Source organism: Streptomyces sp. NPDC053431 (assembly GCF_044544925.1).
Classification (GTDB): domain Bacteria; phylum Actinomycetota; class Actinomycetes; order Streptomycetales; family Streptomycetaceae; genus Streptomyces.
This window is the reverse complement of the sequence record NZ_JBITXX010000006.1, coordinates 272,928-297,439: the sequence shown is the minus strand read 5'-3', so window position 1 is coordinate 297,439 and position 24,512 is coordinate 272,928. Positions and strand designations below refer to the sequence as shown.

18 protein-coding genes are annotated in these 24,512 nt (G+C 74.0%); 3 read left to right on the top strand and 15 right to left on the bottom strand.

The features are described from left to right. Positions 1-4 precede the first annotated feature (4 nt). Both ACIGXE_RS17885 and ACIGXE_RS17880 read right to left on the bottom strand, forming a co-directional pair. Positions 5-1,693, bottom strand: a complete 1,689-nt coding sequence (locus ACIGXE_RS17885; RefSeq protein WP_399748328.1) for a glycerol-3-phosphate dehydrogenase/oxidase — start codon at positions 1,691-1,693, stop codon at positions 5-7. Then, positions 1,690-2,307 (bottom strand): TetR/AcrR family transcriptional regulator, encoded by a 618-nt coding sequence (locus ACIGXE_RS17880; RefSeq protein WP_399748326.1) that lies wholly within the window; start codon positions 2,305-2,307, stop codon positions 1,690-1,692. Before ACIGXE_RS17880 ends, ACIGXE_RS17885 begins: the two co-directional genes overlap by 4 nt. A gap of 171 nt (positions 2,308-2,478) precedes the next feature. Between ACIGXE_RS17880 and ACIGXE_RS17875 the strand changes: the two genes are divergently transcribed. Together ACIGXE_RS17875 and ACIGXE_RS17870 are read left to right on the top strand one after the other, a co-directional pair. Further along, complete coding sequence (locus ACIGXE_RS17875) at positions 2,479-4,092, top strand: FAD-binding oxidoreductase (protein ID WP_399748324.1); 1,614 nt, start codon at positions 2,479-2,481, stop codon at positions 4,090-4,092. 306 nt (positions 4,093-4,398) lie between these two features. Further along, complete coding sequence (locus ACIGXE_RS17870) at positions 4,399-5,280, top strand: YegS/Rv2252/BmrU family lipid kinase (RefSeq protein ID WP_399748322.1); 882 nt, start codon at positions 4,399-4,401, stop codon at positions 5,278-5,280. 34 nt (positions 5,281-5,314) lie between these two features. Here ACIGXE_RS17870 and ACIGXE_RS17865 read toward each other — a convergent pair whose 3' ends face one another. Next, on the bottom strand, positions 5,315-6,064 hold the full coding sequence (locus ACIGXE_RS17865) for a TauD/TfdA family dioxygenase (protein ID WP_399748320.1): 750 nt from the start codon (positions 6,062-6,064) through the stop codon (positions 5,315-5,317). A gap of 343 nt (positions 6,065-6,407) precedes the next feature. Beyond that, the gene (locus tag ACIGXE_RS17860; protein WP_399748318.1) at positions 6,408-7,622 is read right to left on the bottom strand and encodes an erythromycin esterase family protein; all 1,215 of its coding nucleotides are present in this window, start codon (positions 7,620-7,622) and stop codon (positions 6,408-6,410) included. 69 nt (positions 7,623-7,691) lie between these two features. Here ACIGXE_RS17860 and ACIGXE_RS17855 point away from each other — a divergent pair, with 69 nt between their 5' ends. After that, on the top strand, positions 7,692-8,513 hold the full coding sequence (locus tag ACIGXE_RS17855; protein ID WP_399748316.1) for a TioE family transcriptional regulator: 822 nt from the start codon (positions 7,692-7,694) through the stop codon (positions 8,511-8,513). Positions 8,514-8,667: 154 nt separating this feature from the next. On the opposite strand, the gene ACIGXE_RS17850 is transcribed toward ACIGXE_RS17855, so the two are convergent. The 11 genes from ACIGXE_RS17850 to ACIGXE_RS17800 all read right to left on the bottom strand — a co-directional run bounded on the left by ACIGXE_RS17850 (position 8,668) and on the right by ACIGXE_RS17800 (position 24,485). After that, the gene (locus ACIGXE_RS17850) at positions 8,668-9,945 is read right to left on the bottom strand and encodes a geranylgeranyl reductase family protein (protein WP_399748314.1); all 1,278 of its coding nucleotides are present in this window, start codon (positions 9,943-9,945) and stop codon (positions 8,668-8,670) included. A gap of 263 nt (positions 9,946-10,208) precedes the next feature. Next, positions 10,209-10,922, bottom strand: coding sequence for an alpha/beta fold hydrolase (locus tag ACIGXE_RS17845; RefSeq protein WP_399748313.1), 714 nt, complete (start codon positions 10,920-10,922; stop codon positions 10,209-10,211). 197 nt (positions 10,923-11,119) lie between these two features. Then, positions 11,120-12,028, bottom strand: coding sequence for a helix-turn-helix domain-containing protein (locus ACIGXE_RS17840; protein ID WP_399748311.1), 909 nt, complete (start codon positions 12,026-12,028; stop codon positions 11,120-11,122). 41 nt (positions 12,029-12,069) lie between these two features. Then, positions 12,070-12,921 carry an alpha/beta fold hydrolase gene (locus ACIGXE_RS17835; RefSeq protein WP_399748308.1) on the bottom strand — a complete coding sequence of 284 codons (852 nt, stop codon included), beginning with the start codon at positions 12,919-12,921 and terminating at the stop codon, positions 12,070-12,072. A 139-nt stretch (positions 12,922-13,060) separates the two neighbouring features. Next, complete coding sequence (locus tag ACIGXE_RS17830; RefSeq protein WP_399748306.1) at positions 13,061-14,308, bottom strand: PucR family transcriptional regulator; 1,248 nt, start codon at positions 14,306-14,308, stop codon at positions 13,061-13,063. Between the two features lie 138 nt (positions 14,309-14,446). After that, entirely contained in the window at positions 14,447-17,317 is a 2,871-nt protein-coding gene (locus ACIGXE_RS17825; protein WP_399748303.1) for a helix-turn-helix transcriptional regulator, read from the bottom strand. Between the two features lie 245 nt (positions 17,318-17,562). Further along, positions 17,563-18,399: an alpha/beta fold hydrolase gene (locus ACIGXE_RS17820; RefSeq protein ID WP_399748301.1), complete on the bottom strand. Its 837-nt coding sequence runs from the start codon at positions 18,397-18,399 to the stop codon at positions 17,563-17,565. Positions 18,400-18,531: 132 nt separating this feature from the next. Continuing rightward, positions 18,532-21,276 carry an ATP-binding protein gene (locus tag ACIGXE_RS17815; RefSeq protein WP_399748300.1) on the bottom strand — a complete coding sequence of 915 codons (2,745 nt, stop codon included), beginning with the start codon at positions 21,274-21,276 and terminating at the stop codon, positions 18,532-18,534. Between the two features lie 28 nt (positions 21,277-21,304). Further along, positions 21,305-22,192 carry a carbohydrate ABC transporter permease gene (locus tag ACIGXE_RS17810; RefSeq protein WP_399748298.1) on the bottom strand — a complete coding sequence of 296 codons (888 nt, stop codon included), beginning with the start codon at positions 22,190-22,192 and terminating at the stop codon, positions 21,305-21,307. Beyond that, positions 22,189-23,154, bottom strand: a complete 966-nt coding sequence (locus tag ACIGXE_RS17805; protein WP_399748296.1) for a carbohydrate ABC transporter permease — start codon at positions 23,152-23,154, stop codon at positions 22,189-22,191. Before ACIGXE_RS17805 ends, ACIGXE_RS17810 begins: the two co-directional genes overlap by 4 nt. Beyond that, positions 23,154-24,485: an ABC transporter substrate-binding protein gene (locus tag ACIGXE_RS17800; RefSeq protein ID WP_399748294.1), complete on the bottom strand. Its 1,332-nt coding sequence runs from the start codon at positions 24,483-24,485 to the stop codon at positions 23,154-23,156. The genes ACIGXE_RS17805 and ACIGXE_RS17800 overlap by 1 nt, the downstream gene beginning before the upstream one ends. Positions 24,486-24,512 lie beyond the last annotated feature (27 nt).

Below are 24,512 nucleotides of genomic sequence, written 5' to 3'. Positions count from 1 at the left end.
CCGCTCAGTTCGGTCGCGGCAGGGCGTCGTCCATGATCTCGCGTACGGCGGCGAGGGCCTGGGCGCGGTCTTCGGGGATCAGGCCGATGCGGGTGCGGCGGTCGAGGAGGTCGGATTCGTCGAGAGCGCCTTCGTGGTGGGCCGCCCACAGGAGTTCGGCGCCGGTGACGGGGTGGCCCGGCAGGAGGGGCGCGGCGAGGTGGGGGGCCTGCTCGGCGAGGGCGTGGACGGCCTCGGCCTCGGTGCCGTAGCGCTGGACGAGGCGGCGCGGGGCGCGGATCGCGGCGAGGGTGCGGGGACCGGCGGCGCCTACGAGGGGCAGGGTGGCGGTGGGCGAGGGCCCGGCCGAGAGGTTGTGGGTGGTGACGGCCGCGTCGACGGCGTCCTGGGCCATGCGGCGGTAGGTGGTGAGCTTTCCGCCGACGACCGTGGTCACGCCGACGGAGGAGGTGAGCACGGCGTGGCGGCGGGAGATGTCGGCCGTGCGCGGGGCGGCGCCGGGGCGGGTGGGCGGTGTGTCCAGCAGGGGACGCAGGCCGGCGAAGGCGCCGACCACGTCGTCGCGGTGGACGGGGGTGTCGAGGACGGAGCCGAGGACGTCGAGGAGGAAGCCGATGTCGGTCTCGGGAACCTCCGGGACGTCGGGGATGTCGCCGTCGACGGGTTCGTCGGTGAGGCCGACGTAGACCCGGCCGTCGCCCTGGGGCAGGACCAGCACGAAGCGGTTGGTCTCGCCGGGGATGGGGATGTGCAGGCCGGCGGGCAGCGGGCCGAGGTGCTCGGAGCGCAGCACGAGGTGGGTGCCGCGGGAGGGGCGGATGCGCACGCCGTCGACGAGGTCGCCGGCCCACACCCCTGAGGCGTTGATGACGGCGCGCGCGCGGATCTCGCCCTCCTCGCCGGTGAGTTCGTCGCGGATCCGGGCGCCGGTGGAGGTGAGGTCGAGGGCGCGGACGCGGGTGAGGACCCGGGCGCCGTGCGCGGCGGCGGTGCGGGCCAGGGCGGTGACCAGGCGGGCGTCGTCGGTCACGCGCCCGTCCCAGGACAGCAGGCTGCCGCGCAGGCCGTCGGGGCGCAGGGCGGGAGCGAGGTGACGCGTCTCGGCGGCGGACAGGCGGCGCGGGGCGGGCAGGGTCGCCCGGGCGGTGCGGGCGGCCAGGCGCAGGGTGTCGCCGGCCCGGAAGCCGGCCCAGGCGAGGGTCGCCTGCGCGCGGCTGACCATGGGGGTCAGGGGCAGGACGAACGGCTGGGCGCGTACGAGATGGGGAGCGGTGCGCTCCATCAGGATGCCGCGTTCGACGGCGCTTTCGTGGGCGACGTCGAGCTGTCCGGAGGCGAGGTAGCGCAGGCCGCCGTGGATGAGCTTGGAGCTCCAGCGCGAGGTGCCGAACGCGAGGTCGTGCGCGTCGACGGCGACGACGTCGAGGCCGCGGGCGGCGGCGTCGAGGGCGGCTCCGGCGCCGGTCGCGCCGAGGCCGACGACCAGGACGTCGACGGTACGGCCGTCGGTGGCCCGGGCCAGGTCGTGGGCCCGGCGGGCGGCGTTGAGGGAGGATCCGGCCGCGGAGGGGGCGGTCCGGCCGGCCGGGCTCGTGGTCGCGGGTGCCGTCGGGCCGGTCGAGCGGGACGGTCCGGGCGCCGTGGGGCCGTTCGGGCCGGACGGTGCGGCTGCCGTGGGGCTGGTCGGGCTCATGGGGCGAGGATCCTTTCCAGGATGGTGTGCAGCTCGGCGTAGAAGGCCGTGCCGTTCAGCTCGTCGTCGTCCTCGTCGGTCATGGTCCGTAGGGACAGCGCGAAGGACTGGACGGTGAGCAGGACGGCGCGTGCCTGGCGTTCGGCGTGGGTCACGCGGACCGAGCCGTCCGCGTGTCCTTCGCGGAGGGTGGCGGTGAGCAGGTCGAGCAGGGCCTCCTGGCTGGCTCCACGCCGGTCGAGCATGTACGGCAGGAGCAGCTCGGGGTCGACGTCGAGGATCTTGTGGAAGAGCGGGTGCGTGCGGAAGGCGCGGACGCCCGCCACGAGTCCGTCGACCATCCGGGGGCGGGTGGCGCTGCCCGGCCGGGGAGCGGGCATGGCGCCCGTCGCCACGTCGATCCACTCACGGGTCATCAGGTCGCCGACCAGCGACCGCACGTCGGGCCAGCGCCGGTAGAGCGTCATGCGGGAGACGCCGGCGCGGCGGGCGACGTCGGTCATCGTCGTACGGCGGACTCCGACGGCCATGACGCAGTCGCGTACGGCGTCGAGGACCGCGTCGTTGTCGGAGGAGCTCTGGCGGACCGAGTGGTTGTGACGGTTGGGCGTCATGTGTAACAGTGTAACGCCCCTGGAGCTCCGCGGGGCGGCCACATCCCCTCGCTACGGCGGTCGGCGCGACATCGACCGGATGAGCTCGGTCCGACCGGACTCACCGGGGAACGGCACGCCCGCGAGCTTCTCGGGACGCATCCCTCGAAACGACCGATGAGGACGACAGGCATGGACATGCTGTTCAACGGCTGGGGCGACCCCGCCAAGGCGACGCCGCTGCCCGAGGCCGTGACCGGCCTGCTGCGCGACTGGCTGGGCGTCAAGCCGCTCACCGCCGCCTCGTCCCGGCTGGAGGAGATCGCCCTCCCGCTGCCCGCGCTGGACGACACCGCCCACCAGGCCCTGCTCGCGGCCGTGGGCGGGCGCGAGGACGGCGTACGGGTGGACGCGGAGAGCCGTGTCCGGCACACGCGCGGCAAGTCCACCCCGGACCTGGTGCGCATGCGGACCGGCGACGTCGCCACGGACGCCCCGGCCGCCGTCGTCCTGCCCGACGGCCACGAGGAGGTGCTCGCCGTGCTCGGCGCCTGCGCCGAGCACGGTCTGGCGGTCGTCCCGTTCGGCGGCGGCACCTCCGTCGTCGGCGGCCTGGCGCCTCGTGCGCGGGGCGGGTTCGTCGCCCTCGACCTGCGGCGGATGAAGCGGCTGCTCGACATCGACCCCGTATCGCGCACCGCGACGCTGCAGCCCGGCCTCAAGGCGCCCGAGGCGGAGGCGCTGCTCGCCGAACACGGCTACACCCTCGGCCACTTCCCCCAGTCCTTCGAGTGGGCCACCATCGGCGGTTTCGCCGCCACCCGCTCCAGCGGGCAGGCCTCGGCCGGCTACGGCCGCTTCGACGAGATGGTCCTGGGCCTCACCCTCGCCACCCCGCAGGGCACGCTCGAGACCGGGCGCGCCCCGCGCTCGGCGGCCGGTCCCGACCTGCGTCAGCTGATGCTCGGCTCCGAAGGCGCGTTCGGCGTCATCACCGCCGTCACCGTGCGCATCCGGCCCGTCCCCGAGGTGCGGCGTTACGAGGGGTGGCGCTTCGCGTCCTTCGCCGAAGGCGCGGCCGCCCTGCGCACGCTCGCCCAGGACGGGCCCCGCCCCACCGTGCTGCGCCTCTCCGACGAGACCGAGACCCTCATCGGCCTCGCCCAGCCCGAGGCCATCGGCGCCGCCGCCGGTTCCGGGGACGAGCAGCCGAGCCCCGGCTGCCTCGCCATCGTCGGTTTCGAAGGCACCGAGCAGGACACCGCGCAGCGCCGCGAGGGCGCCGCCGCCGTCCTCACCGCCTGCGGGGGCACCTTCGCCGGCGCCGAGCCGGGCGAGCGCTGGGCCCACGGCCGCTACTCCGCCCCGTACCTGCGCGACTCGCTGCTCGACGCCGGCGCCCTCGCCGAGACCCTGGAGACCGCCGCCTACTGGTCACGGCTCCCCGGCCTGTACACCGCCGTACGCGACGCCCTCACCACGACGCTCACCGAGGCGGGCACCCCGCCGCTCGTCATGTGCCACATCTCGCACGTGTACGAGAACGGCGCCTCCCTGTACTTCACCGTGGTCTCGGCCCAGAGCGACGACCCCGTCCCGCACTGGACGCGCGCCAAGCACGCCGCCAACGAGGCCATCCTCGCCGCCGGCGGCACCATCACCCACCACCACGCCGTCGGTACCGACCACCGCGACTGGTACGTCCGCGAAGCCGGCGAGCTCGGCATCGCGGCCCTGCGCGCGGTCAAGGACCGTCTCGACCCGGACGGGCTGCTCAACCCGGGCGTCCTGCTGCCGACGGACTGAGACGGCGGCCGGAACGTTCCGGACCGGCCGTCCTCCCGGACCGGCCGTCCTCGCGGGCGGGCGCTCCGAGCCCGGCCCGGATGCTCGGAGCCCGGCCCGGCCCCCCCTTCCCTGGTCCGCGGGCACCCGACCCACCCCCGCCCGCGGACCAGGTCCACCCGCGCACCACGCGGACCCCGCGCACCCCGCACCCCGCACCCCGCACCCCGCACCCCGCGGACCCCGTTCCCTCCCTCTGCACCCCCTCCCACCTGCTTTCCCCCCACTTCAACCGCCCGGCACCACCGCTCTGCCCGGAGGCATCAGATGCGACAGTTCACGGCCGTCGTCAACCCCACCGCGGGCAGCGCCACCGGCGCAGCGGCCCTGCTGAAGGTCGCCCGGCTGTTGCGGGAGGCGGGGGCCACGCTCGAGACCGAGTACAGCCGGAGCCTCACGCACGCCCGCGAGCTCGCGCTGGTCGCCGCCGAGCGCGGGCGGGTGGTCCTCGCCGTCGGTGGTGACGGCATGGCCGGCGGCATCGGCGGCGCGCTCAGCGGCACCGGGGCGGTGTTCGGCCTCGTCCCGGCCGGCCGCGGAAACGACTTCGCGCGCGCACTGGACCTGCCCTCCGAACCCGCCGAGCTCGCCCGCCTCCTGCTGGACGGAGAGCCACGCCCCGTCGACACCATCGAGGTCACCTCCGCGGTGCACGACCGCACCGTCGTCCTCGGCAGCCTGTACGCCGGCATCGACGCGCTCGCCAACCGCCACGCCAACCAGGCGCGCCTGCTGCGGGGCACCGCCTCCTACTACGCGGGTGCCCTGCGCGCGATCACCACCTGGCGCCCGACCCGCTACCGCGTCACCGTCGACGGACGTGAGCACGCCTACACCGGATACACCGTGGTGGCCGCCAACTCCGGCTACTACGGCTCCGCCCGCCACATCGCCCCGGACGCCCGCGTCGACGACGGCCTCCTGGACGTCGTCATGATCCATGACGCCCCGCGCCGCCTGTTCTTCTCCCTCATGCAGGAGCTCGACACCGGCAGCCACGTCCACCGCCCCCAAGTACGCGTGGTCCGGGGCAGGGAGGTGCGCATCGAGGCCGACCGCCCCGTCCCGTACGGCGCCGACGGCGAAGTCGAGGCCACCCTCCCCCTCACGGCCCGCGTGCTGCCCGGAGCCCTCCAGGTCCTCCACTGACCCGTCCGCCGGCGGGTCTCCGTCCCCGCGGACATCAGTCCGCCCAGACGCGCGCGTAACTGCGTTCGGACCCCGGCGCACCGCCGTCCTCGAACGGCGTCCTGCCGTGCAGTACGGCCGAGTTGTTCACGAGGAGCAGGTCTCCTCGGCGCAGGGGCAGCTTCAGCACCACGGCCGGGTCCTGGAGCAGCGAGTCCATCGCCTCGAGGGCGGTGCGCCGCCGTGCGGTGAAGGGCGTGCCGGTCTCGTCCTGGCCGCGCCTGATCCAGTAGCGGTTGTAGTGCACCCGCAGCGCCCCGCCGTCGAGGTGGAAGACGGGGCGGACGCGGTCGAAGTCCGGGCCGCGGCCGAAGTGGAAGTCCTGGTAGAGCTCACGCAGGGCTTCCGGCCGTTCGGTGGCGAGGCGGTCGTGCAGGGCCGGGCCGCTGGCCAGCAGGGACTCGCCGCCCGCGGACGCCGGCCGGACGCACAGGAGTGCCAGGAGTCGGGGCGGCCGTGGGCCCTCGCCGCGGTCCATGTGCGGCAGGAGCGGCTGTTCGTCGCCCTTGCGTGGTGCCGGGGCGCCCGGCTCCGGCATGCGCGGTACGGCGGGTGCCGTCGCCGCCGTCAGGAGTTCGTTGGCCGACCGCTGGAGACGGAGGCCCGCGGGGGCGCACACCTCTCCGACGACGCGCGCGCACAGCTCGACGCACTGCCGGGCGGTCAGGCCGGTGAGGTCGAGGCCACGGAGCACGGCGAAGCCCGGCCCTCGCCAGAGGCGGGCGTTGACCTCTTCGGCCGGCATGCCGCCCCCTGGCGAGTCCGGCACGGGAAGCAGCCAGTCCTCTGTCCTCAGCGTGGCCGGATGCCAACCCGACGGTGTCCCGTGGCTGCCGTGTTCCGTCACCGCGGCTCTCCCCTCCCCCGGCGTCCCCCGTCTCCGGGTGTCTCCTGCGCTCCCTGACAGATTGGCCGGCGGCGGGGCGCTTTCAAACCGGGCGGGGGCGGCAGGGCTGCCGAACCGGCGGGGGGCAGGGCGCGCCGAACCCGCTGGGGGCGGCAGGGCGCGCCGAACCGGCGGGGGGGGGGCCGGTCCACCGCCCCCTCATCCGCAGGTGCGGAGCAGAGCCGCGGCGGTGACGACCCCGCTAATCCTTCAGGGCGTCCTTGACGAACACGATGCCGTCGGTGTCCGCCAGATGGGCCGGATCGAACGGGGCGTAGCCGAACCACGGGGACGCCCGCCGTGCGGGGCGCGTGTCCCCTAGCACGGTGGACAGACGCGCGGGGTCGACGAGGTGGGGGGCGTCGGGGAGCGCGTAGAGGAGTCCTTCGAGGGTGTCCGGCGGCGGGGTGTCGACCCCCTGGTGCCGGATGGTGCCGAGTGCGGTGGCCACGAAGGCGTACGCGTCGCCGAGCCGGGCGTCCACCAGCGCGCCGGCGCTCCACCACTCCAGCGGCTTCCCGCCCATCCGCATGGTGCTCTTCTCCCGCTGGAGATGGGAGTTGTGGGCGTGGACGAGCACCGGGCCCCGGGCGGCGAGGGCCAGGAGGTTGCGGGACATCATGTGGTCCCGTACGGCCACCAGGCGGGCCAGGCGCGCCGGTGAGGTGTCGGCCATCCAGTGGTGGTAGCGCAGGAGGCCGGTGGCCGTGCGCCCGTACAGGCGCGCCCGGTCCAGTTCGTCGGGCGAGGTCGCTGTGAGCAGGTGTGGCGTGTGCTCGTCGAGCAGGGCCGTCAGATCGTCGGCGATCAGCCGCAGTCGACCGGCCTCGGGCGCCTGTCCGACGGACCGGCCCGGGTCCCTCATCGCGGCGGAATCGGTCCACCGGTCGTCGGCGCCGAGCAGGCGGTCGAGCGTTTCGGCCGTACAGGGGAGCAGGTCCGCGTCCACCCAGGTCGAGAGGTAGCGGTGGAGTGCGGTGAGGGCCTGCCGGGGGCCGGCGGCGCCGGTGATCTCCAGCGGTCCGTCGAAGCCGGCGAAACGGAGCCGCTCGGAGGCGGGGCGGTCCTCGTTGTAGGCGCGCATCCAGCGCACGAGCTCGCGGTTGGCCGCGAAGGCGCCCCAGCCGTGGCTGATTCCGCGCTCCATGGCCTGGTCCAGTGTGCCGGTTCCCCGGGTGACGTAGTCGTCCACGACCAGGCCCCCCAGGCAGTCGCTCTCGATCGCGATCGTTCGGTAGCCCTCTTCCTCGACGAGCTGCCGGAAGAGCTCGTTGCGGAGGTCGAGCAGGGTCTCCTCGCCGTGGGTGGGCTCGCCCAGGGCGAGCAGTCGGGGTCGGGTGCCGGACCTGGCCCGGAGCAGCCTCATGACAGAGGCGGCGTCGACGGCATGGGCGGTGTCCTTGATGTCAGTCGCCATGCCTTCAACGCTATCGTTGAACCTTCGGTTGAAACTTTTCCGCCATTGGCCCGCGCTATCGTCGGTCCGATGGAGAGGAACCTTCAAACGGGTAGGCGGCTCAGGCCGGTGGATCTTGCGCGTCGGCACGGCCTGTCCACGCAGGCGATCAGGAACTACGAGGAGGCCGGCATCCTCCCGGCCGCCGCTCGCACCCCCCACGGCTACCGCACCTACACGGCGCTGCACGCGCGGGCCCTGTCCGCCTTCCTCGCCCTGGCTCCCGGCCACGGCCACCGGACGGCGACGTCGATCATGCGGGCCGTGAACCAGGGCGCCGCCGAGGAGGCGTTCCGCCTCGTCGACGAGAGCCACGCCCAACTCCTCGCCGACCGCCGGACCCTCCGGGCCGTGGAAAGCGCCCTCGGCGACCTGGACCCGACACCGGAACCGACGCCGGGTCCAGGGGCAGGCGCAGGGGCAGGCGCAGGGGCAGGGGCAGGGGCATCCGGGACGGTCGCCGCCTCTCGCCCGGGGGAGACGTTCATCGGGCCGCTGGCACGGGGGCTCGGCATCCGACCGGCGACCCTGCGCAAGTGGGAGCACGCCGGACTGGTGCGCCCGCGCCGCGACCCGCGGACCGGGTACCGCGTCTACGACGAGGCCGCCGTACGCGACGCCCGGCTGGCCCATCAGCTCAGGCGGGGCGGCTACCTGCTGGAGCAGATCGCCCCGCTGATCGCCCAGGTGCGGGCGGCCGGCGGGCTGGAACCGCTGGAGGCCGCCCTGTCCGACTGGCACCGTCGGCTCTCCGCCCGTGGGCGGGCCCTGCTGGCCGGCGCCGCGGAACTGGAGGCGTACCTCACCGCACGCGAGGCGTCGCCCGAGGAAGCCACCCGCACGGCCGGGTGAGGAGCGGCCCGAGCCGGATCGGTCCGCCGGGCATGGCCTTCGGCCCCGGGTCGACTCCTACGGGTGGCGCGGGCGTGGGCGAGGTCGAGGCCGCCGGACGGTGGTGGTGTGCGATACGCGGGCGGGCGTGGGCGGAACCGGTTGCCGGTCGGGGTCAGGCCGCCGGCACCGCGCGTTGGAGGGCGGTGAGGACGCGGTCGAGGGCGTCGGGGCTGTGGGGGTCGGTGAGGTTGGCCCAGAGCTTGAACATGAAGCGCTGGGTGACGGGCCGCCGCAGGCTGTGGGTGGCGACGAGTCGCATGACCCGGGGGTGGTTGAGGGCCCGCACGACCAGCCGCCCCACGGTGAAGTAGCGCCCGTAGGCCTCGCGGATGGCCTCGGGGTAGCGCAGCAGGGCCTCCTCGCGGGCGTGGGCGGTGGGGCGGGCGAGGGCGCGGGTCACCGTTTCCGCGGTCAGGCGGCCGGATTCCATCGCGTAGTCGATGCCCTCGCCGCTGAGCGGATTGATCATTCCGCCGGCGTCGCCGGTCAGGAGCAGGCCCCGGGTGTACTGGGGGCGCCGGTTGAGGCCGGCGGGCAGGGGGGCGCCGCGCAGCGGGCCGGTGGCGTGCTCCTCGTCGAAGTGCCAGTCGGCGGGGAGGCGCGCGGTCCACTGCCGGAAGAGCCGCCGGTGGTCGACGTCGGGCCGGCGTCCGATGTGGAAGGTGCCGAGACCGACGTTGAAGGCGCCGTCGCCGACGGGGAAGATCCATCCGTAGCCGAACGGCATGGAGGCCCGCCCGCGAGTGTCCCGGGTCTCGAGGTCGATCCAGGCCTCCAGGTGGTCCCGGTTGCGGTGGGGGGACGTGTAATAGCGGCGTACGGCCACGCCCATGGGCCGGTCGGCGCGCTGGTGGAGCCCGAGGGCGACGGCGAGTCGGCTCGACGCGCCGTCGGCGGCGACCAACAGGGGCGCGCGGAAGGTGCGGGGGAGGCCGTCCCGGTGCGCGACGACGCCGTTGACGCGGCCGGTGGCCGGGTCGAGGACCGGCGCGGTGACCTTGGTCCCTTCGAGGAGACGCGCCCCGGCGGCCACGGCCTGCCGGGCGAGCAGTCGGTCGAAGTCCTGCCGGGTCCGTACGAGCCCGTAGTCGGGGTAGGACGCGACGACGGGCCACGGCATCTCCACCGCCGTGCCGGAGCCGTGGACCCGCAGGCCGCGCGTCCGGACCCAGCCGTCGCCCGCCACGTCGACGCCCATGCCGAGGATCTCCCTGACGGCACGGGGTGTGAGGCCGTCCCCGCAGACCTTGTCACGGGGGAAGGTGGCCTTCTCGAGCAGCAGAACGTCGTGTCCCGCCCGGGCCAGGTGGTAGGCGGCGCTGCAACCGGCGGGGCCTGCGCCGATGACGATGACATCCGCCGACTCGTCGCGGTGGGGGGACGGGTCCATGAGATCTTCCTCGCTTCGGTCGGACGGGGGACGACTTCCCATCCGTACCCACGGACCGCGGCTTTCGTTCGCCCGTGTTCGTGAGGCGCCACCCGCACAGAGCACCGAGACGGTCCGACGCCGAGCAGATCCGCGGCGGCCGCTCCCCGCGCGGCGTGTCGGCCACCCGCGTGCCGCCGGGGCCGGTAAGGGCGCCGGCCGTGCCCGGCCGCTCCTCCGCGGTCGCCGCGCATGGCGGCACCCGCCTTCCGGAGGGGCCGCCGTCAGCTCGTCGCACGTACCGCGTCCCTGATCAGGTCGGCGACCCGGGTGGGCTCGGACAGCGGGACGGCGTGCGAGGCGTCCGGAAGTTCGACGACGACGGCTCCGGCCCGTTCGGCGCCGTAGCGCTGGACCTCGGGGCTGATCGTGCGGTCGGCCCCGGCCACCAGGGCCCAGGACGGCTTCGTCCGCCATGCCGCCGCTGCCGCCGTCTCGGTGAAGGCGGCGGTGGCGAGCGGGCGTTGGGCCACGGCCAGGACGCCGGCGACGTCCTCGGTCACGTCCCCCGCGAAGACGAAGGGGAAGGCCGTCTCCTCGATGGTGACCTCGACGGCGGAGTCGCCGTCGAGGAGCGGGTACGTCCACTCCCTGAGGCTGCCCGTCAGCGGAGGCTCGGGGAAGCGCCCCTGCAACTCGGCGAGGCTCTCGCCCTCGTGGGGTACGTAGGCGGCCACGTAGACGAGACCGACGACGTTCTCCGCCGCGCCGGCCACGGTGATCACGGCACCGCCGTAGGAGTGCCCGACGAGGACCGCGGGGCCGTCGATCTGCCCGAGGACGGAGGAGAGGTAGGCAGCGTCCGACGTGAGGCCCCGTAGGGGGTTGGGCGGGGCGATCACCGGGATCCCGCCGGCCCGCAGTTCCGCGATGACGCCTATCCAGCCTGTCGCGTCGGCGAAGGCACCGTGCACGAGGACGACGGTGGGGGTGGTCATGGCGGTTCTCTTCTCGGTGTCGGGCCGCGAGGGAGGGAATGTCGCGTCGTGCGCCGGTGGCCGGCGTCACGGCGGAGGGGGGCGCGGTCCGGGAGGTCGGTACGAGGCCCGCGCTGCTGTTACTCACGGTAGAGCCGGGGAGACGGCCCCTCTTGTCCGTGCGCGCATCCGCGGTGGCATGACGGCGCACGCGCGTCTCATCGCCTTCGCTCGTGCCGGGCGTCGGCGGCCGTCGGGCCGAAGGCCGAGGTCGCCAGCGCCTGCCATTCGCTGGGACTCATGCCGTACGCCCCCCGGAACGTCCGGCTGAAATGCGAGGGGCTGCTGAAGCCCCAGCGGTGGGCCATCGCCGCCATGGTGAATCTCCGGTGGGACCGGCCCAACTCGATCCGGCACGCCTCGAGCCTGCGCTGCCGCACCCAGTGGCTCACCGTGCTGCCGTCGCTCTGGAAGAGCTTCTGCAGGTACCGGACCGAGATGTGGTGGGCGCGTGCGATCGATTCCGGGGAGAGGTCGGGGTCCCCCAGGTGTTCTTCGATGTGGGCGCGGATCCGGGACAGCATCTCGTCGGCGGCCCCGGGCGCGCCGGCGGCCTCGTCCGTGGTGTCCGGGTCTAGGAGCTCCATGACCAGGGCGGAGAGGAGATGGAGGGCCGTCCGGGCGCGCCGGTCGCCGATCGTGGATTGGCGGAACTCCGCCGTGGCGGCGAGCGCGGTCAGGAAGTGCGACACCGGCGCCGCGAGCCCCTCCCCGCCGCGTACGGGCACGCCGAGCAGCCGCCTCAGTTCGGACTCCGTGACGCCCAGATAGCAGCGGGGTATCCGGAAGAAGATCATCTGACAGTCTTCGCCGAAGTGCAGCAGGTGCTGCCGGGCCGGGTCGCAGAAGACCAGGTCGTTCGGCTCCAGGACGGTTCCGGCACGCTCCTGGACGACGGTGACGGGCCCTCGGACGTGGACGCCGAGGTAGACGTGGTTCCGGTCGTCGGCGGCCGGCATCTCGGAGAGCACCTGGACCAGCCGTCCCGAGGGGGACGAGGGCGAGGCCGGATCGGGTGCTCGCCGACCCGCCCGCTCGGGCACGCGTGACATCAGTGAGAGGGTCATGGGGACTCCAAGCTCTACGGTTCGTGCGGGCGGACGACGGGCTACGCCGGGCTCGCCGGTTCCTCCGCCAGGAACCTCTCCACCACGGCGTCGAAGGCCACCGGGTTCTCCAGGAAGGGGAAGTGAGAGTTCGCCACGTCGGAGGGGAAGACGTGCAGGAGCGCGCCGGGAATCTGTTCGGCGACGAAGCGCTGGGCGTCGGGGTGCACATGGCTCCCCTCGCAGCCGATGACCAGGGTCGGCACATCGATCCGGGGAAGCACGTCGCGCCAGTCCTGCGCGCAGTGGTCGAACAGCAGCGGTACGCCGGCGTGGGCGGGTGTCGACCTGATCTGCTCGGCGACGAAGGCGAGCAGCTCGGGGTCCGGCTCGCCGGAGAACATGCCTCGCACGAACGCCTCGCGCACCGTGTCGCCCTCCGGCCCCGCGAGCGCGGCGCCGAGCTCCAGCAGCCCCGACACGTCGAAGAGGGCGCCGGAGTCCCGCTGTTCCCGCCGGGTCATCCACGGTACGGCGGCGACGGCGGCGGGCTGGTCGACGGCGACCAGACGCCGGATCCGGCCGGTGCCGTACTGGTCGACGAAGCTCCACCACACCGAGACGCCCATGGACCAGCCCAGTGCGTCGAAGCGCTCCAGGCGCAGGTGGTCGACGAGTTCCCGCACGTCCCTGGAGAGGCGGGCGACGCGGTAGCCGTGTCGCGGCTTGGCGGACTCGCCGTGGCCGCGGAAGTCCACGGTGACGACGCGGCGGCCGGGTGCGAGCCCTTCGACCTGGTGGCGGAACATCGCCTGCGTCTGCCCCCAGCCGTGCAGCATCACCAGCGGGACGCCCTCGCCGCCGGTGTCCCGGTAGGCGAGCCGTACGCCGTCCGTCGTGATCAGTTCCTTCATGGCCTCTTCCCTGGTCGCAGGCGGTTTTCCCACGCCTGCCGGTGCTGGACATCATCGAACGGGGCCGCCTGCCGCCACCACCGCGAGCTGTAGGAATCGGGCCGCCGATCCTCCTCGCTCTGTCGAAGCGGGTCCGGGGTCAGGCGGCCACGCCGTCGCCCGGGGCGAGGAGTTCGCCGATCCTGAGGCCGAGGTGCAGGGTGAGCCGGTGAGCGCCGTCGTCGAGGTCGAGTCCGGTGATCTGCTGGATCTGGCGCAGGCGGTAGTAGAGGGAGGTGCGGTGGATTCCCAACGCGTCCGCGGTCCTCGGAATCGATCCCGCGTGGTCGAGGAAGCAGCGCAGGGTGTCCCGCAGGCGATCGCCGCCGTGAGCTTCGGCCAGGGTGCGGAGCGGCTTCGGGATCAGGGACATGGTGAGGGCGTGCTCGGGGAGTTGGAGCAGCACGGCGAGTTCCCCCAGCAGGTCCCAGTCCCCGACGTTCTTCAGGGCGGGCAGTCGGCGGGCCGCCCGGGCCGCCACGAGCGCCTGCTCGTACGACGTCGAGGCGTCGAGCAGGCCGGGGTGCCGCCCGCCGACGCCGATCACGGGGTCCGCCGACGGGTCGAGGAAGGTGCGGAGTTCGTCGAGGATGCGAGCGGACTGGGCGGCGACCTCGTCCGGGCCGGGTGGCCGGTCGCGGAGCTGGAGCAGCATCGCCCGTTCCTTGCCGATCGCGATGAGGCCCTGGGCCGAGCGCGTCTGCCGGAATCCCTCCAACGCCCCCCACAGGGCTGCCTCGGACTGCCGTACGAGCTCCGTTCCGCAGCTCAACTGGACGACGGTGACCAGGACGTGCTCCGCCGCCCCGAGCAGCCCGAGTTCCCTGCCCCTTCGGCGGGCGGCGGTGCGGGCGGCGAGGTCGGTGCCGACGAGTTCCAGGGCCAGCTCGCGCTCGTCCGTCTTCCGGGAGTCGGCGGCGATGTGCTCTCCGTACATCTGGGCGGAAACGGCGTCCGCCGCCCGGGCGATGGCTGCGGTCTCCGGCTCGCCCAGCGCCCGTTCGGGGACGACCACCACGAGCAGCCCGAGGAGGTGCCCGCGTTCGCGCAGCGGCACGACGTAGCGGGGCAGCAGCCCGAGGTCGTCGCGGCCGTCGATGAACCCGGGTCGTGACCACCGGGTGACGCCCTGGGCGAGGACGTGGCGGATGGCCGCGTTGTCGGCCCGGCCCTGCAGCAGGGTGCCGATGCGTACCGGGTCCTCGTCCCCGAAATGGCGGCTCGTGCAGACCATGCGGACCAGCGGGTCGTCGACGGCGACGGACCGGCCCAGCCGCTCCGCGAGTTCGTCGACGAGCGCCTGGAGCTCCGGGCTGCCAGGGCGGGCTCGCTGGGGCCGTGCGGTCATGCGCTGTTCCTCTCTCGACCAACGGTGCTCCGCGGACTTCTTCCGTTCCGCAGTTCTTGATCATTTTGAGGAAGCGACGACCTCGGCACATCGCACGAATCGTCCATTGCCCTGACGCCCGCGTGGGATACGAAGCGACTACGCTCCGCTGTCGCGGCGCTCCACGAGCCGGGCCAGCTCCACGCGTGAGCCGATGTCGAGCTTGGTGAAGGCCCGGCGCAGGTGCGAACTCACCGTGTGCGGCGAGAGGGAGAGGCGCTCGGCCACCTGATGGTTGGTGAGCCCCTGGGCCACGAGCCGCGCCACCCGCACCTCCGCCGCGGTGAGCTCCGGCCACTCCCCGGTGTCTCCGGCCGCCGAGGGCCGTCGGCGGACCCCCGCGGCCCGCAGGCGCCGGCGGACGCGGGCGGCGTCGCGCTCGGCGCCTGCCCGCAGGTAGAGGGAGAGGGCGGCGTCGAGGTACGGCACCGCCTCGTGCCGACGGGTCGCGGCGAGCTTGCGCCCGGTGTCCTCCAGGGCCGACGCCCGGGCGGTGGTCCGGGGACAGTCCTCGTACAGCCGGACCGCTCGCACGAGGTGGTCGAGGTCGTTGTCGAGAAGCCCCCGGGCGTGCGCGGCGGTAGCGGCGAGGAAGGTGAGGCCGGGGTTGAGCACGGCTCGGCGCTCGGCCGCGGCGACCGCCTGCGCGGCCCGCTCGTGAGCGCCGGCGCGCAGCGCGATACGGACGAGCGTGGGGGCGTCGGCGGGGTCGAGCCCGCCGACGAAGACCGGCAGATCCTCGGTGGGATCCGGCACGGCCTCGTCGAGTTCGGCCATGGCGCGGTCGGGCCGGCCCTCGAAGTCGCCCATCAGCGCCAGCATCCAGGAGCCGACGGCGCGGACGGCCGGCGCGCCGTCCTTCCGCATGCGCCTGGCCTCCGCCGCGCACCGCCGTGCGGCCTGCTGGTCGTGGCTCTGGAGGGCGAGGCGCATCGTCACGTACCGGAGCATGACGTCGGCGAGGCCGCCCGTGCCGAGATCGTCGGGCGCCGTGGACGCGGCTTCGGCGTCGGCCCGGGCCTCCTTCAGCCGTCCGGCGTCCAGGAGCACCCGGGCGCGGGTCATGAGCCACAGGCGTGCGGCGTCCGTCCGGTCCTGGCTCTCGGCCCTCCGGATGCCGTCCTCGGCGGCGGCGAGCGCTTCCGCGGTACGGCCGGCCGCGTTCGACAGGCACGCGTGCCACAGCGCCTCCGGAAGCTCCGGCGAGAAGCCGCCGCCCAGGGCATCGGTCAGGGCCGCGGCCCGGTCCGCCTGCCGGAACGCCGCCGTCCAGTCCAGCTGGTGGAAGCGCACGACCGACTCGGCCGTCAGCGCGGTGGCCTTGATGGTGAGGTCCCCCGCCGCTTCGGCGGTCTCCATCGCCTCCGCGGCGGCCCGACCGGCCGCCCCGTACTCGCCCGCCATCGACAGGCCGAGGGACAGCAGCGCGAGCAGCCGGCCGCGCAGGGCGACGGGGATCCCGGGCAGCGCGGCGCCGGCCCTGGCCTGCCGGACCGCCTCGGAGAAGTCGGTGCGAACGGCCACGCGCGCCAGGGCGAGGCGTATGCGCGCCTCGTCCTCGGATGCGAGTCCGCCGGCCGCCAGGGCCGCGTCGCCCAGCTCATGTGCCCGGGCGGTCCGGCCCGTCCGCCGCAGCAGCGGAATCGTCTCGGCGACGACACGGGGCCGTTCCGGAGCGTCCGCCGGGGTGAGTTCCAGGGCCCTGAGGCTGAGTTCCGCGGCGGGCCCCGGTGCGGTGGCCGCGCGTTCCGCCGCGGCGGTGCGGAGCCGGTCGGCCTCCGCCGCGTCGCTCGGAGCGCGTCTTCCGGCCGGCTGCCCGGCCGGGACGGCCGGGACGGCCGGGACGGCCGGGCCCCTGACGCTTTTCCGCAGCAGCGGCTCGGCCGCTTGACGACGCAGTGCCTGCCGCAGGGACAGGGGGAGGCCGGATTCCACCGCCTCGCGGACGAGTTCGTGGCGGAACGCGAGGCGGTCGCCCGTCTCGGCGAGCAGATCGGCGTCGAGGGATTCCCGCACCGCTGTGATGAGCGCCGCAGCGGGTCTGCCCAGCAGTTCGGCGAGCAGCGCGACGGTGACGGGGCGGCCCACGGCGGCCGTCGTCCGCACCAGCTCGCGGGCCTCGTCGGACAGCTGGTCGAGGCGGCGCCCGACCGAGGGGAGTTCCCGTGGGGCCGGGGGTCCGGCCGGCAGCCCGGCCGTGCCGTTCTCGATCGTCACCGCCTCCTCCTCCCGCAGCGAGCCGAGCAGCTCGACCAACAGCTGTGGCACCCCGTCGGCCCGGCGGACGACGCGGAGGACGTCCGGGCCGGGGACCGCGCCCAGGACGTCCTCCGCGATCCGCGCGCTCGCCCGGTCCCCGAGCGCCGCCAGCGGCAGTTCGTACGCGCCCGCCTGCCGGACCCGGTCCAGGGTCGTGCGGACGCCCGGCGGGACACCGCCGCCGCGCACGGCCACGATCCACAGGATCGCCCGCGAGGAGAGCCTGGTGGCGAGGGTGTGAAAGGTGAGCAGGGTCAGGTCGTCGCACCACTGGAGGTCGTCGAGGAGGACGAGCAGGGGCCCGACCCGGGCCGCCTCCTCCAGGCGGTCCCCCAGTTCCTGGAGCAGCCAGAACCGCTGACCGGGTGTCGCGGCCAGGTCCCGGAGACGGGTTGCGTCCGACAGCGGATCGGCGCCGGAGAGCAGGCCCTCCAGGAGGGGGCCGAGCGGCACGAACTGCTCGTCGGGGTCCGCCGCTCCGTGGAACACCCTCGTACCGCGCCGGCGCGCGAGCACCGCGGCCTCGGCGAGGATCCTGGACCTGCCGATGCCGACCGGGCCCTCGACGCGGACGATCCCGCCTTCGCCTCGGTCGAGCGCGTCGAGCCGCGACTCGACGAACGCCAGTTCCGCGTCCCTGCCGCGGACGGGGGCCCGCACGCCGTCGAGCTCCTCGGACACGGTCCCTGTCGTCACTCGGTTCACGCTCATTCCGCCGGCCTGGGGCCGCACGGGACGGGCTCGGTCCACGTGCGGTACGGCGGATCAGTATCCCCCCGCCGTCGCCCGGACCGCAGTCCGTCCCGGTCGATGCGCAGGTCGGTGACACCCGTCCCGACCCGCTCCGGCGGCCGATGCCGCGGGCTCCGGCCGCACCGAGGGGCCGGAGCCCGCGACGGAGTCAGCCGAGGGGCCGACGGCGCGGCGGCGTCACCCGAGGGGTCGACGGTGCGGCGTCACTTCGCCAGGAACGCCAGCAGGGCCGAGTTGACCTCCTCGGCGTGGGTCCACAGCAGGCCGTGCGGGGCGCCCTCGATCTCCACGTAGTCGGCCGACGGAAGGGCCTTGTGGAAGGGACGCGCGGTGCCCTCGGCCGGCAGGATGCGGTCGGCGGTGCCGTGCAGGATCAGGGCCGGCACGTCGACGGCGGGGATGTCGGCGCGGAAGTCGGTGTACCAGGTCGCCGGCGCGGCGGACGCGGCGAAGGAGCCGCCGCCGGCCGCGGTGTTCCAGCTGTTGCGGACGGCCTCCTCGCTGATCCGGCTCCCCAGGTTCTCGTCGAGGTTGTAGAAGTCGTTGAAGAAGGCGGTGTAGTAGGCGTAGCGGTCGGCCTTGACGGCGGCGACGACGCCGTCGAAGAACTCCTTCGGCGCCACCCCGTCGGGGTTGTCGTCGCTCTTGAGCAGGCAGGGCTCGAGGGAGGCCAGGAAGGCGACCTTGGCGACCCGGCCGGAGCCGTACGTGGACACGTAGCGGGCGACCTCGCCGGTGCCCATGGAGAAGCCGACCAGGACGGCGTCGTTCAGGTCGAGGGTCTCCATCACGGTGTTCAGGTCGGCCGCGAAGGTGTCGTAGTCGTAGCCGGCGGTCGGCTGGGAGGACTGCCCGAAGCCGCGCCGGTCGTAGGTGATCACGCGGTAGCCGGCGTCGAGCAGCGCGGCGCTCTGCCGCTCCCAGGAGTGGCCGTCGAGCGGGAAGCCGTGGATGAGGACGACCGGCTGCCCGGTGCCGTGGTCCTCGTAGTAGAGCTCGACGGGGGTGGTGTTCTCCTGGCCCACGGTGATGTAAGGCATGGTTCGCTTCCTCGATTCGGGTCGGCTGGTCCGCGCGTCGACGCGGCGCGATATGCCGTCACGCTAGGACCCGCCGGGCGCCGCCTGTTGGCGTACGGCGCACCACTCCTTGCACGGGCGCGCAAAGCCCGCTCAGTCGGCGGTGAGCGGCTCCGCCTCGTCCTCCGCCAGCACGATCCGGGCCAGGTGGACCCTCGAATGCACCGAGAGCTTGCGGAAGATCGACGCCAGATGGGTGTTGACGGTGTGCGGGGAGACGAGGAGGTCGGTCGCGGCCGACCGGTTGGTGTGCCCCGCGGCGATCAGCCGGGCGACCTTGCGTTCCGAGGCCGTGAGCGCGCCCCACCCCTGGCCGGGGCGTGGCCGGAGGCCTCCGGTGCGCCGGCCGGAGCGGGCCGTGGCCCGTTCCAGGTCGGCCCGCACCTGGTTCGCCTCGGCGTCGGCCCCGGCCCGCTCGTAGGTCTCGTAGGCCTTCGTCAGGGCGGGTACGGCGGCGGGGTCGCCGGCCGTCAGGAGCGCGCGCCCGAGGTCGGCGGACGCGGCGGCGAGGAGCAGCGGCCGGGGGCCGGTGCGGAGGACACGGACCGCGCGTTCCAGGAGGTCCCGGTCGGCGTTCACCAGGGCGGTCGCGTGAGCGCCCGTCCCCTGTGCGGTCGGCACGGAGGGGTTGCGGGCGGCGTGTTCGGCCGCCTGGGCCGCGAGGTCCTCGGCCAGGGTCCGGTCACCGGCGCGCAGGGCGATCCGCACGGCCTGGACGACGTGGGGCCGCAGCAGCCGCCACCGCAGAAAGGGGTGGTCGCGCTGGACGGACCGGAGCTGTTCGGCCGCCGCCGCGTGCTCGCCGCGGGCGTCGGCGACGACGGCCTCCAAGTACCGGTGCGTGGCGTGGTTGCCCGTGTTGGGCCGCGCGGTCACGGCCCTCCGCACGACCTCCAGGTGCTCCCGGGCGGCTTCGCGGTCGCCGCGCAGCATCGCCAGAAGGCCGCGGTTGACCCGTATGTTGACCAGGTTGCCGGGCACATGGAGGTCCGCTTCGAGGCGTTCGGCGGTGACGAGGTCGGCGTCCGCGTCGTCGAGTCGGCCGAGCCCCAGGTTCAGCGTTCCCTGGGCCCAGATCAGCATGGCGGGGCGCAGGGGGTCGTCGCCTGCCGTCCGCAGCAGTCGCCTTACGGTCTCGAAGTCGTCCATGTGGATCCGGGCGACGACCTCCTCGGGCAGGAAGGCCGTGTCGAACACGCTGAGCGCCGTGTGGTGTTCGACGGCCGCGGCGCAGTCGCCCGCGTTGAGGGCGATCTCGCCGAGACCCCACAGCGCGAGGACGCGGGCCTCCCGGTCACCGGCCCGCTCCGCCTCGGCCAGCGCCCGTTCGCCCGTCTCGCGAGCGGCCCCGAGATCGCGTCCGCGGGACCGGGCCAGGGCCTGACGCGCGGTCAGCCGGGCGCGGATCGCCGGGTCGGTGACGGCGGCCAGCGCCGCCGTCGAGCGACGGGTCAGCTCGTGGACGTCGTCGAGGTGCCAGAGCGTGTCGCCCAGCACGGACTGCAGTCGGGCGAAGACGTCCAGGGACGGCTGTCGGGCCAGCAGCGCGTCGCCGGTCTGCCGTGCCTGGGTGTAGCGGCCCGCGCGGGTCAGCGCGACGACGGCCCGTTCTCCCACGTCGAACACCATGGGCGTATGGGGCGGTACGAGTTCCAGGGCGCGCACGGCCAGGTCGGCGGCGAGGTCGGGCATCACGGCGATCACGTCCGTGGCGGCCGTGCCGAGCAGTGCGATCGCCTCCTGGTCGCCGGGTTCGGCGCTCTTCAGCAGATGCGGGACCGCGTCGACGGCGCTCCGGCCCGCGGTGACGAGCCGGCTCGCGGCCTCCCGGTGCAGCGCCCGGCGTACCGAGGGTGCGAGGTCGGCGTACACCGCCTGGCGGAGCAGGTCGTGGCGGAAGAGGAGGCGTTCGCCGTCGTCGTGGAGGAGCCCGGCGGTGACGGCCTCGTCCAGTTCGGCGAGGAGACCGGAGGCGGGCCTGCCGCACAGGGCCGCGGCGTCGGCGAGCGTGAACGCGCGGCCGAGGACCGAGCCGATCCGCAGGAAGTGGAGGGTGTCCGGCCGGAGGGCGGCCAGCCGCCCGCGCACGCCGAGGACCAGCCGCTCGGGCGGTTCCGGCCCGTCCGGGCCCGACCCGGCGATGCCCATGAGCATCTCGGCCGCGAGGAAGGGATTGCCGCCCGCCCCGTCGAGGAGTTCCGTGACCCGCTCCGGCACGTCGTCGCCGAGGATGTCGCGGGCCAGCTCGGCGAGGGCGGCGTCGGACAGCGGTCGCAGCGGAAGGGTCGTCGTCCGCGGCCGCGTCCCTTCCCCGTACAGGCCCGGGTCCTCCCTGCCCGCGAGCAGCCACAGGACCGGGGAGCCGAGCAGCCGTGCCGGCAGGACGGTCAGGGCGAACCGGCTCAGCGGATCGGCCCATTGGACGTCGTCGATCGCGATCAGCACCGGCGTGCCGGCCGAGCGTTCCTCGATCAGCCGGGCCAGCCGTTCCACGAGCCAGATGCGCTGGTCGTGGTGGCCCGCGAGGTGCGCGAAGTCCGTGCCGGACAGCAGGGGCGGGTCGCCCTGCAGAAGGCCGGACGCCAGGGAGGCGAGCGGAGCCAGCTCGTGCAACTCCTCCGCGCGTCCCTCGCCGACGAGGCACCCGTGGGCCCGTGCGAGCGCGGCGGTCTCCCGCAGCAGTGCGGTCTTCCCGATCCCCGGCTCGCCCAGGAGCAGCGCGATCGCGCCTCCTTCGCCGGCGCGCAAGGCCTCGACCAGGGCGCGCAGCCGCTCCCGTTCGTCTTCGCGGCCCCGCAGCCCGGGCCTGCTCGCCCCGGCGTTCACGGCCGCCGCCACGGTCGCGTCCCGTGGCCGGTGCCGGGCGTCATCCCTTGACCGATCCGGCGAGCAGGCCTCGGGCGAAGTGCCGCCGCAGGGAGAAGAAGACGAGCAACGGGACGGCCGCCGTCACGAAGGCGCCCGCGGTGAGCCGCTGCCACTCCTCGCCGCGGGTCCCGGCCAGGTTCGCGAGTCTGACCGTCATCGGCGCGGTCTCGGCCGTTCCGCCGGACAGTGACAGTGCCACGAGGAGGTCGTTCCACACCCAGACGAACTGGATGATCGCGAGGCCGGCCAGGGCCGGTCGGGCCAGGGGCAGCACGATCCGGAGCAGCAGGGTGCCGTGCGAGGCGCCGTCGACGCGGGCGGCCTCGATCAGGTCCCGGGGCAGCCCGGCCAGGGCGTTGTGCAGGAAGAACACCGCGAACGGCAGCGCGAAGACCGTGTGGGCGAACCAGACGGTGCCGAACCGCGCGGAGCCGGTGACGTTCCAGGCGGGCAGGAACAGCCAGCCCTGGGAGAAGAGCTTCAGGAGGGGGACGAGTGCCATCTGGAGCGGCACGATCTGGAGCGCGAAGACGCCGACGACGAGGGCGTGCCGCCCCCTGAAGTCGATCCAGGCCAGGGCGTACGCCGCGAAGAACGCCAGGACGAGCGGGAACAGGACCGAGGGGAGGGTGATGACGACGGAGTTGACGCAGTACTCGGCGAGCCGCCCGGCTCCGTTCCCGCCGCCGGACAGCACCTCACGGTAGTTCTCGAGCGTGAGGTGCGGCGCGCCGAACACGGTCCACCAGCCGGTGGTCTTGACCTCGTTCTCGGGGCGGAAGGAGGAGAGCAGGAGACCGAGGGTCGGTGTGGTCCAGAGGAGCGCGATCAGCACGGCGATCCAGGAGAAGGCGCGGGAGGTCAGACGCTCCCGGACGCCGTTCACGCCGCCCTCCGCCGTGCCCGGCCCTGGAGGGCGACGCAGGGGGTGACGAGGACGAAGAGGAGCACGGCCAGCGCCGCGCCGCGGCCCGTCTCGCCGTAGCGGAAGGCCTGGTCGTACATCTCGTGGGCGAGGACGCCGGTGTCGAACTGTCCGCCGGTCATGGTCTTGACGATGTCGAAGGCCTTGAAGGTGCCGGCCACTTGGGCGAGGACGACGACGAGCAGGGTGGGCCTGATCGACGGAATCGTGATCCGCCGGAAGATCTGCCGGGGGGACGCCCCGTCCAGTCGGGCCGCCTCGGTCAACTCACGGGGCACGGCCCTGATCGCGCCGGTCAGGAGGACGGCCGCGAAGCCCGCCTGGGTCCACACCATCACCATGACGAGGAACAGGACGTTCCAGGGAGAGTCCACCAGCCACTGCCTCGGTTCGCCGCCGAAGGCGACGACGAGCCGGTTCAGCAGCCCGATCTGCGCCGCCTGCGCCGGCCGGTAGGCGAAGACGAACTTCCAGACGACGCCCGCGCCGACGAAGGACATCGCCATCGGCAGCAGGACGAGGGCCAGCGCGAAGGCCCTGCACCGCGACCGGACGACGGCCGCGGCGTGGACGAGACCGACCGCGGTGGCCAGGAGCGGCACCAGCACCACCCACGCCAGCGTGTTGCGCAGCGCCACCAGAGCCCGGGGATCGGTGCACATCCACACGTAGTTGTCCAGCCCGGCCCAGGCCTGTCCCCCACTGTCGGTGAACGACAGGACGACGGTGCGCAGAGCGGGCAGGAGGAGACCGACCGTGAGCAGCAGCAGTGCCGGGGCCAGCAGGAGGAGGGCCGCGGCCTTCCTCCGTACCGGTCCCCGGTGCAGTGCCAGAACGATCAGGGAGACCACCGCCGCGAAGGCGGTGACGCCCTGGAGCAGGTACAGCAGCTTGGGCTGCTGGGCGACCAGGTCGAAGGACATCAGTGGCTCGGCCAGGACCGTTCGACGGAGTCGGCGAACCGCCGGGTGCTCGCGCCGCCGATCCAGTCGACGGCTCCCTTCCAGAACGTCCCGGCACCGACCGACGCGGGCATGAGGTCGGAGCCGTCGAACCTGAACTGCGTCCGGGGGTCCTGGAGCAGCTGGATCGAGAGTCTGTCGACCGGGGTGGCGGCCTCGGCGGGATCCACGGCCTTGTTCGCCGAGACGAACGGGCCCTTCCTCATCCGCGTGTGGGCGAATTCCGGGGACGCCAGATACTCCTGGAAGGCCTGGACCTCGGGACGGTCGGAGAACGCCGCGGTGAACACGCCACCGCCCAGTACGGGCCGGGTCGCCGGGTCGGCTCCCGGCAGGAGGAAGGCGAAGACGTCCTTGTCCGGTCCGATCTCGGTGCCCTCCGGCCACAGATCGGCGTAGAACGAGGCCTGGCGGTGCATCGCGCAGGTGCCGGAGAGGATCGGTGTGCCGGCCTCCTGGAACGAGATCGAGGCCATCGACCGGGCGGGGCCGAAGCCTCCGTTGGCGTACCGGTCGTTCTTGAGGACGGACCCCGCGGTGTCGATGGCCCTGATCACCCGGGGATCGTCGAACGGGATCTCGTGGGCGACCCACCGGTCGTAGACGTCCGTGCCCTGCTGCCGCAGCAGGACGTCCTCGATCCAGTCCGTCACGGGCCAGCCGGTCGCCTCGGCGGACTCGAGGCCCGCGCACCACGGCTTGACGCCCGATGCCGCGACCTTCTCCGTCACGGCCATCAGCTCGGCCCACGTCCGGGGAACGCTCAGTCCCCTGTCCCGGAAGAACTTCGGCGAGTACCAGACGAACGACTTCACGTTCGCCATCAGGGGCGTGCCGTAGAGGGTGCCGTCGACGGTCGCGTAGCTGTTCCAGTCCGCCGACCAGCCCTGTCGCGCCAGAGCGGCGGTCCCGGCGCTCACGGGCTTGAGCCGCCCCGCCCGGGCGAAGCGTTCCAGCAGCCCGGGCTGGGGGAAGAACGCCACGTCGGGGGCGCTCCCGCCGTCGACCCGGAGCTGGATCCGCGCCTCGAACTCCCCGTCTCCCTCGTACCGGACGCCGATTCCCGTGCAGTCCGCGAAGTCCGCCCAGCTCTCCTCGAACAGGTCGGCCTCCCGGTCCCGGTTCTCCGCGTAGACGGTGACCTCGGTGCCGGGGTGCTTGCCGTACCGGGCGTACGGTCCGCAGTCCACGGCGGTGCGCGACCGCGTACCGCCGTCCTGCGGGGCGCCGCAGGCGGTGGCCGTGACGGCGAGGGTGACGACGGCGAGCGCGAGCCTCGCCCCGAACCTCATGGGTGTATCTCCTCCGATCGCCCCTCA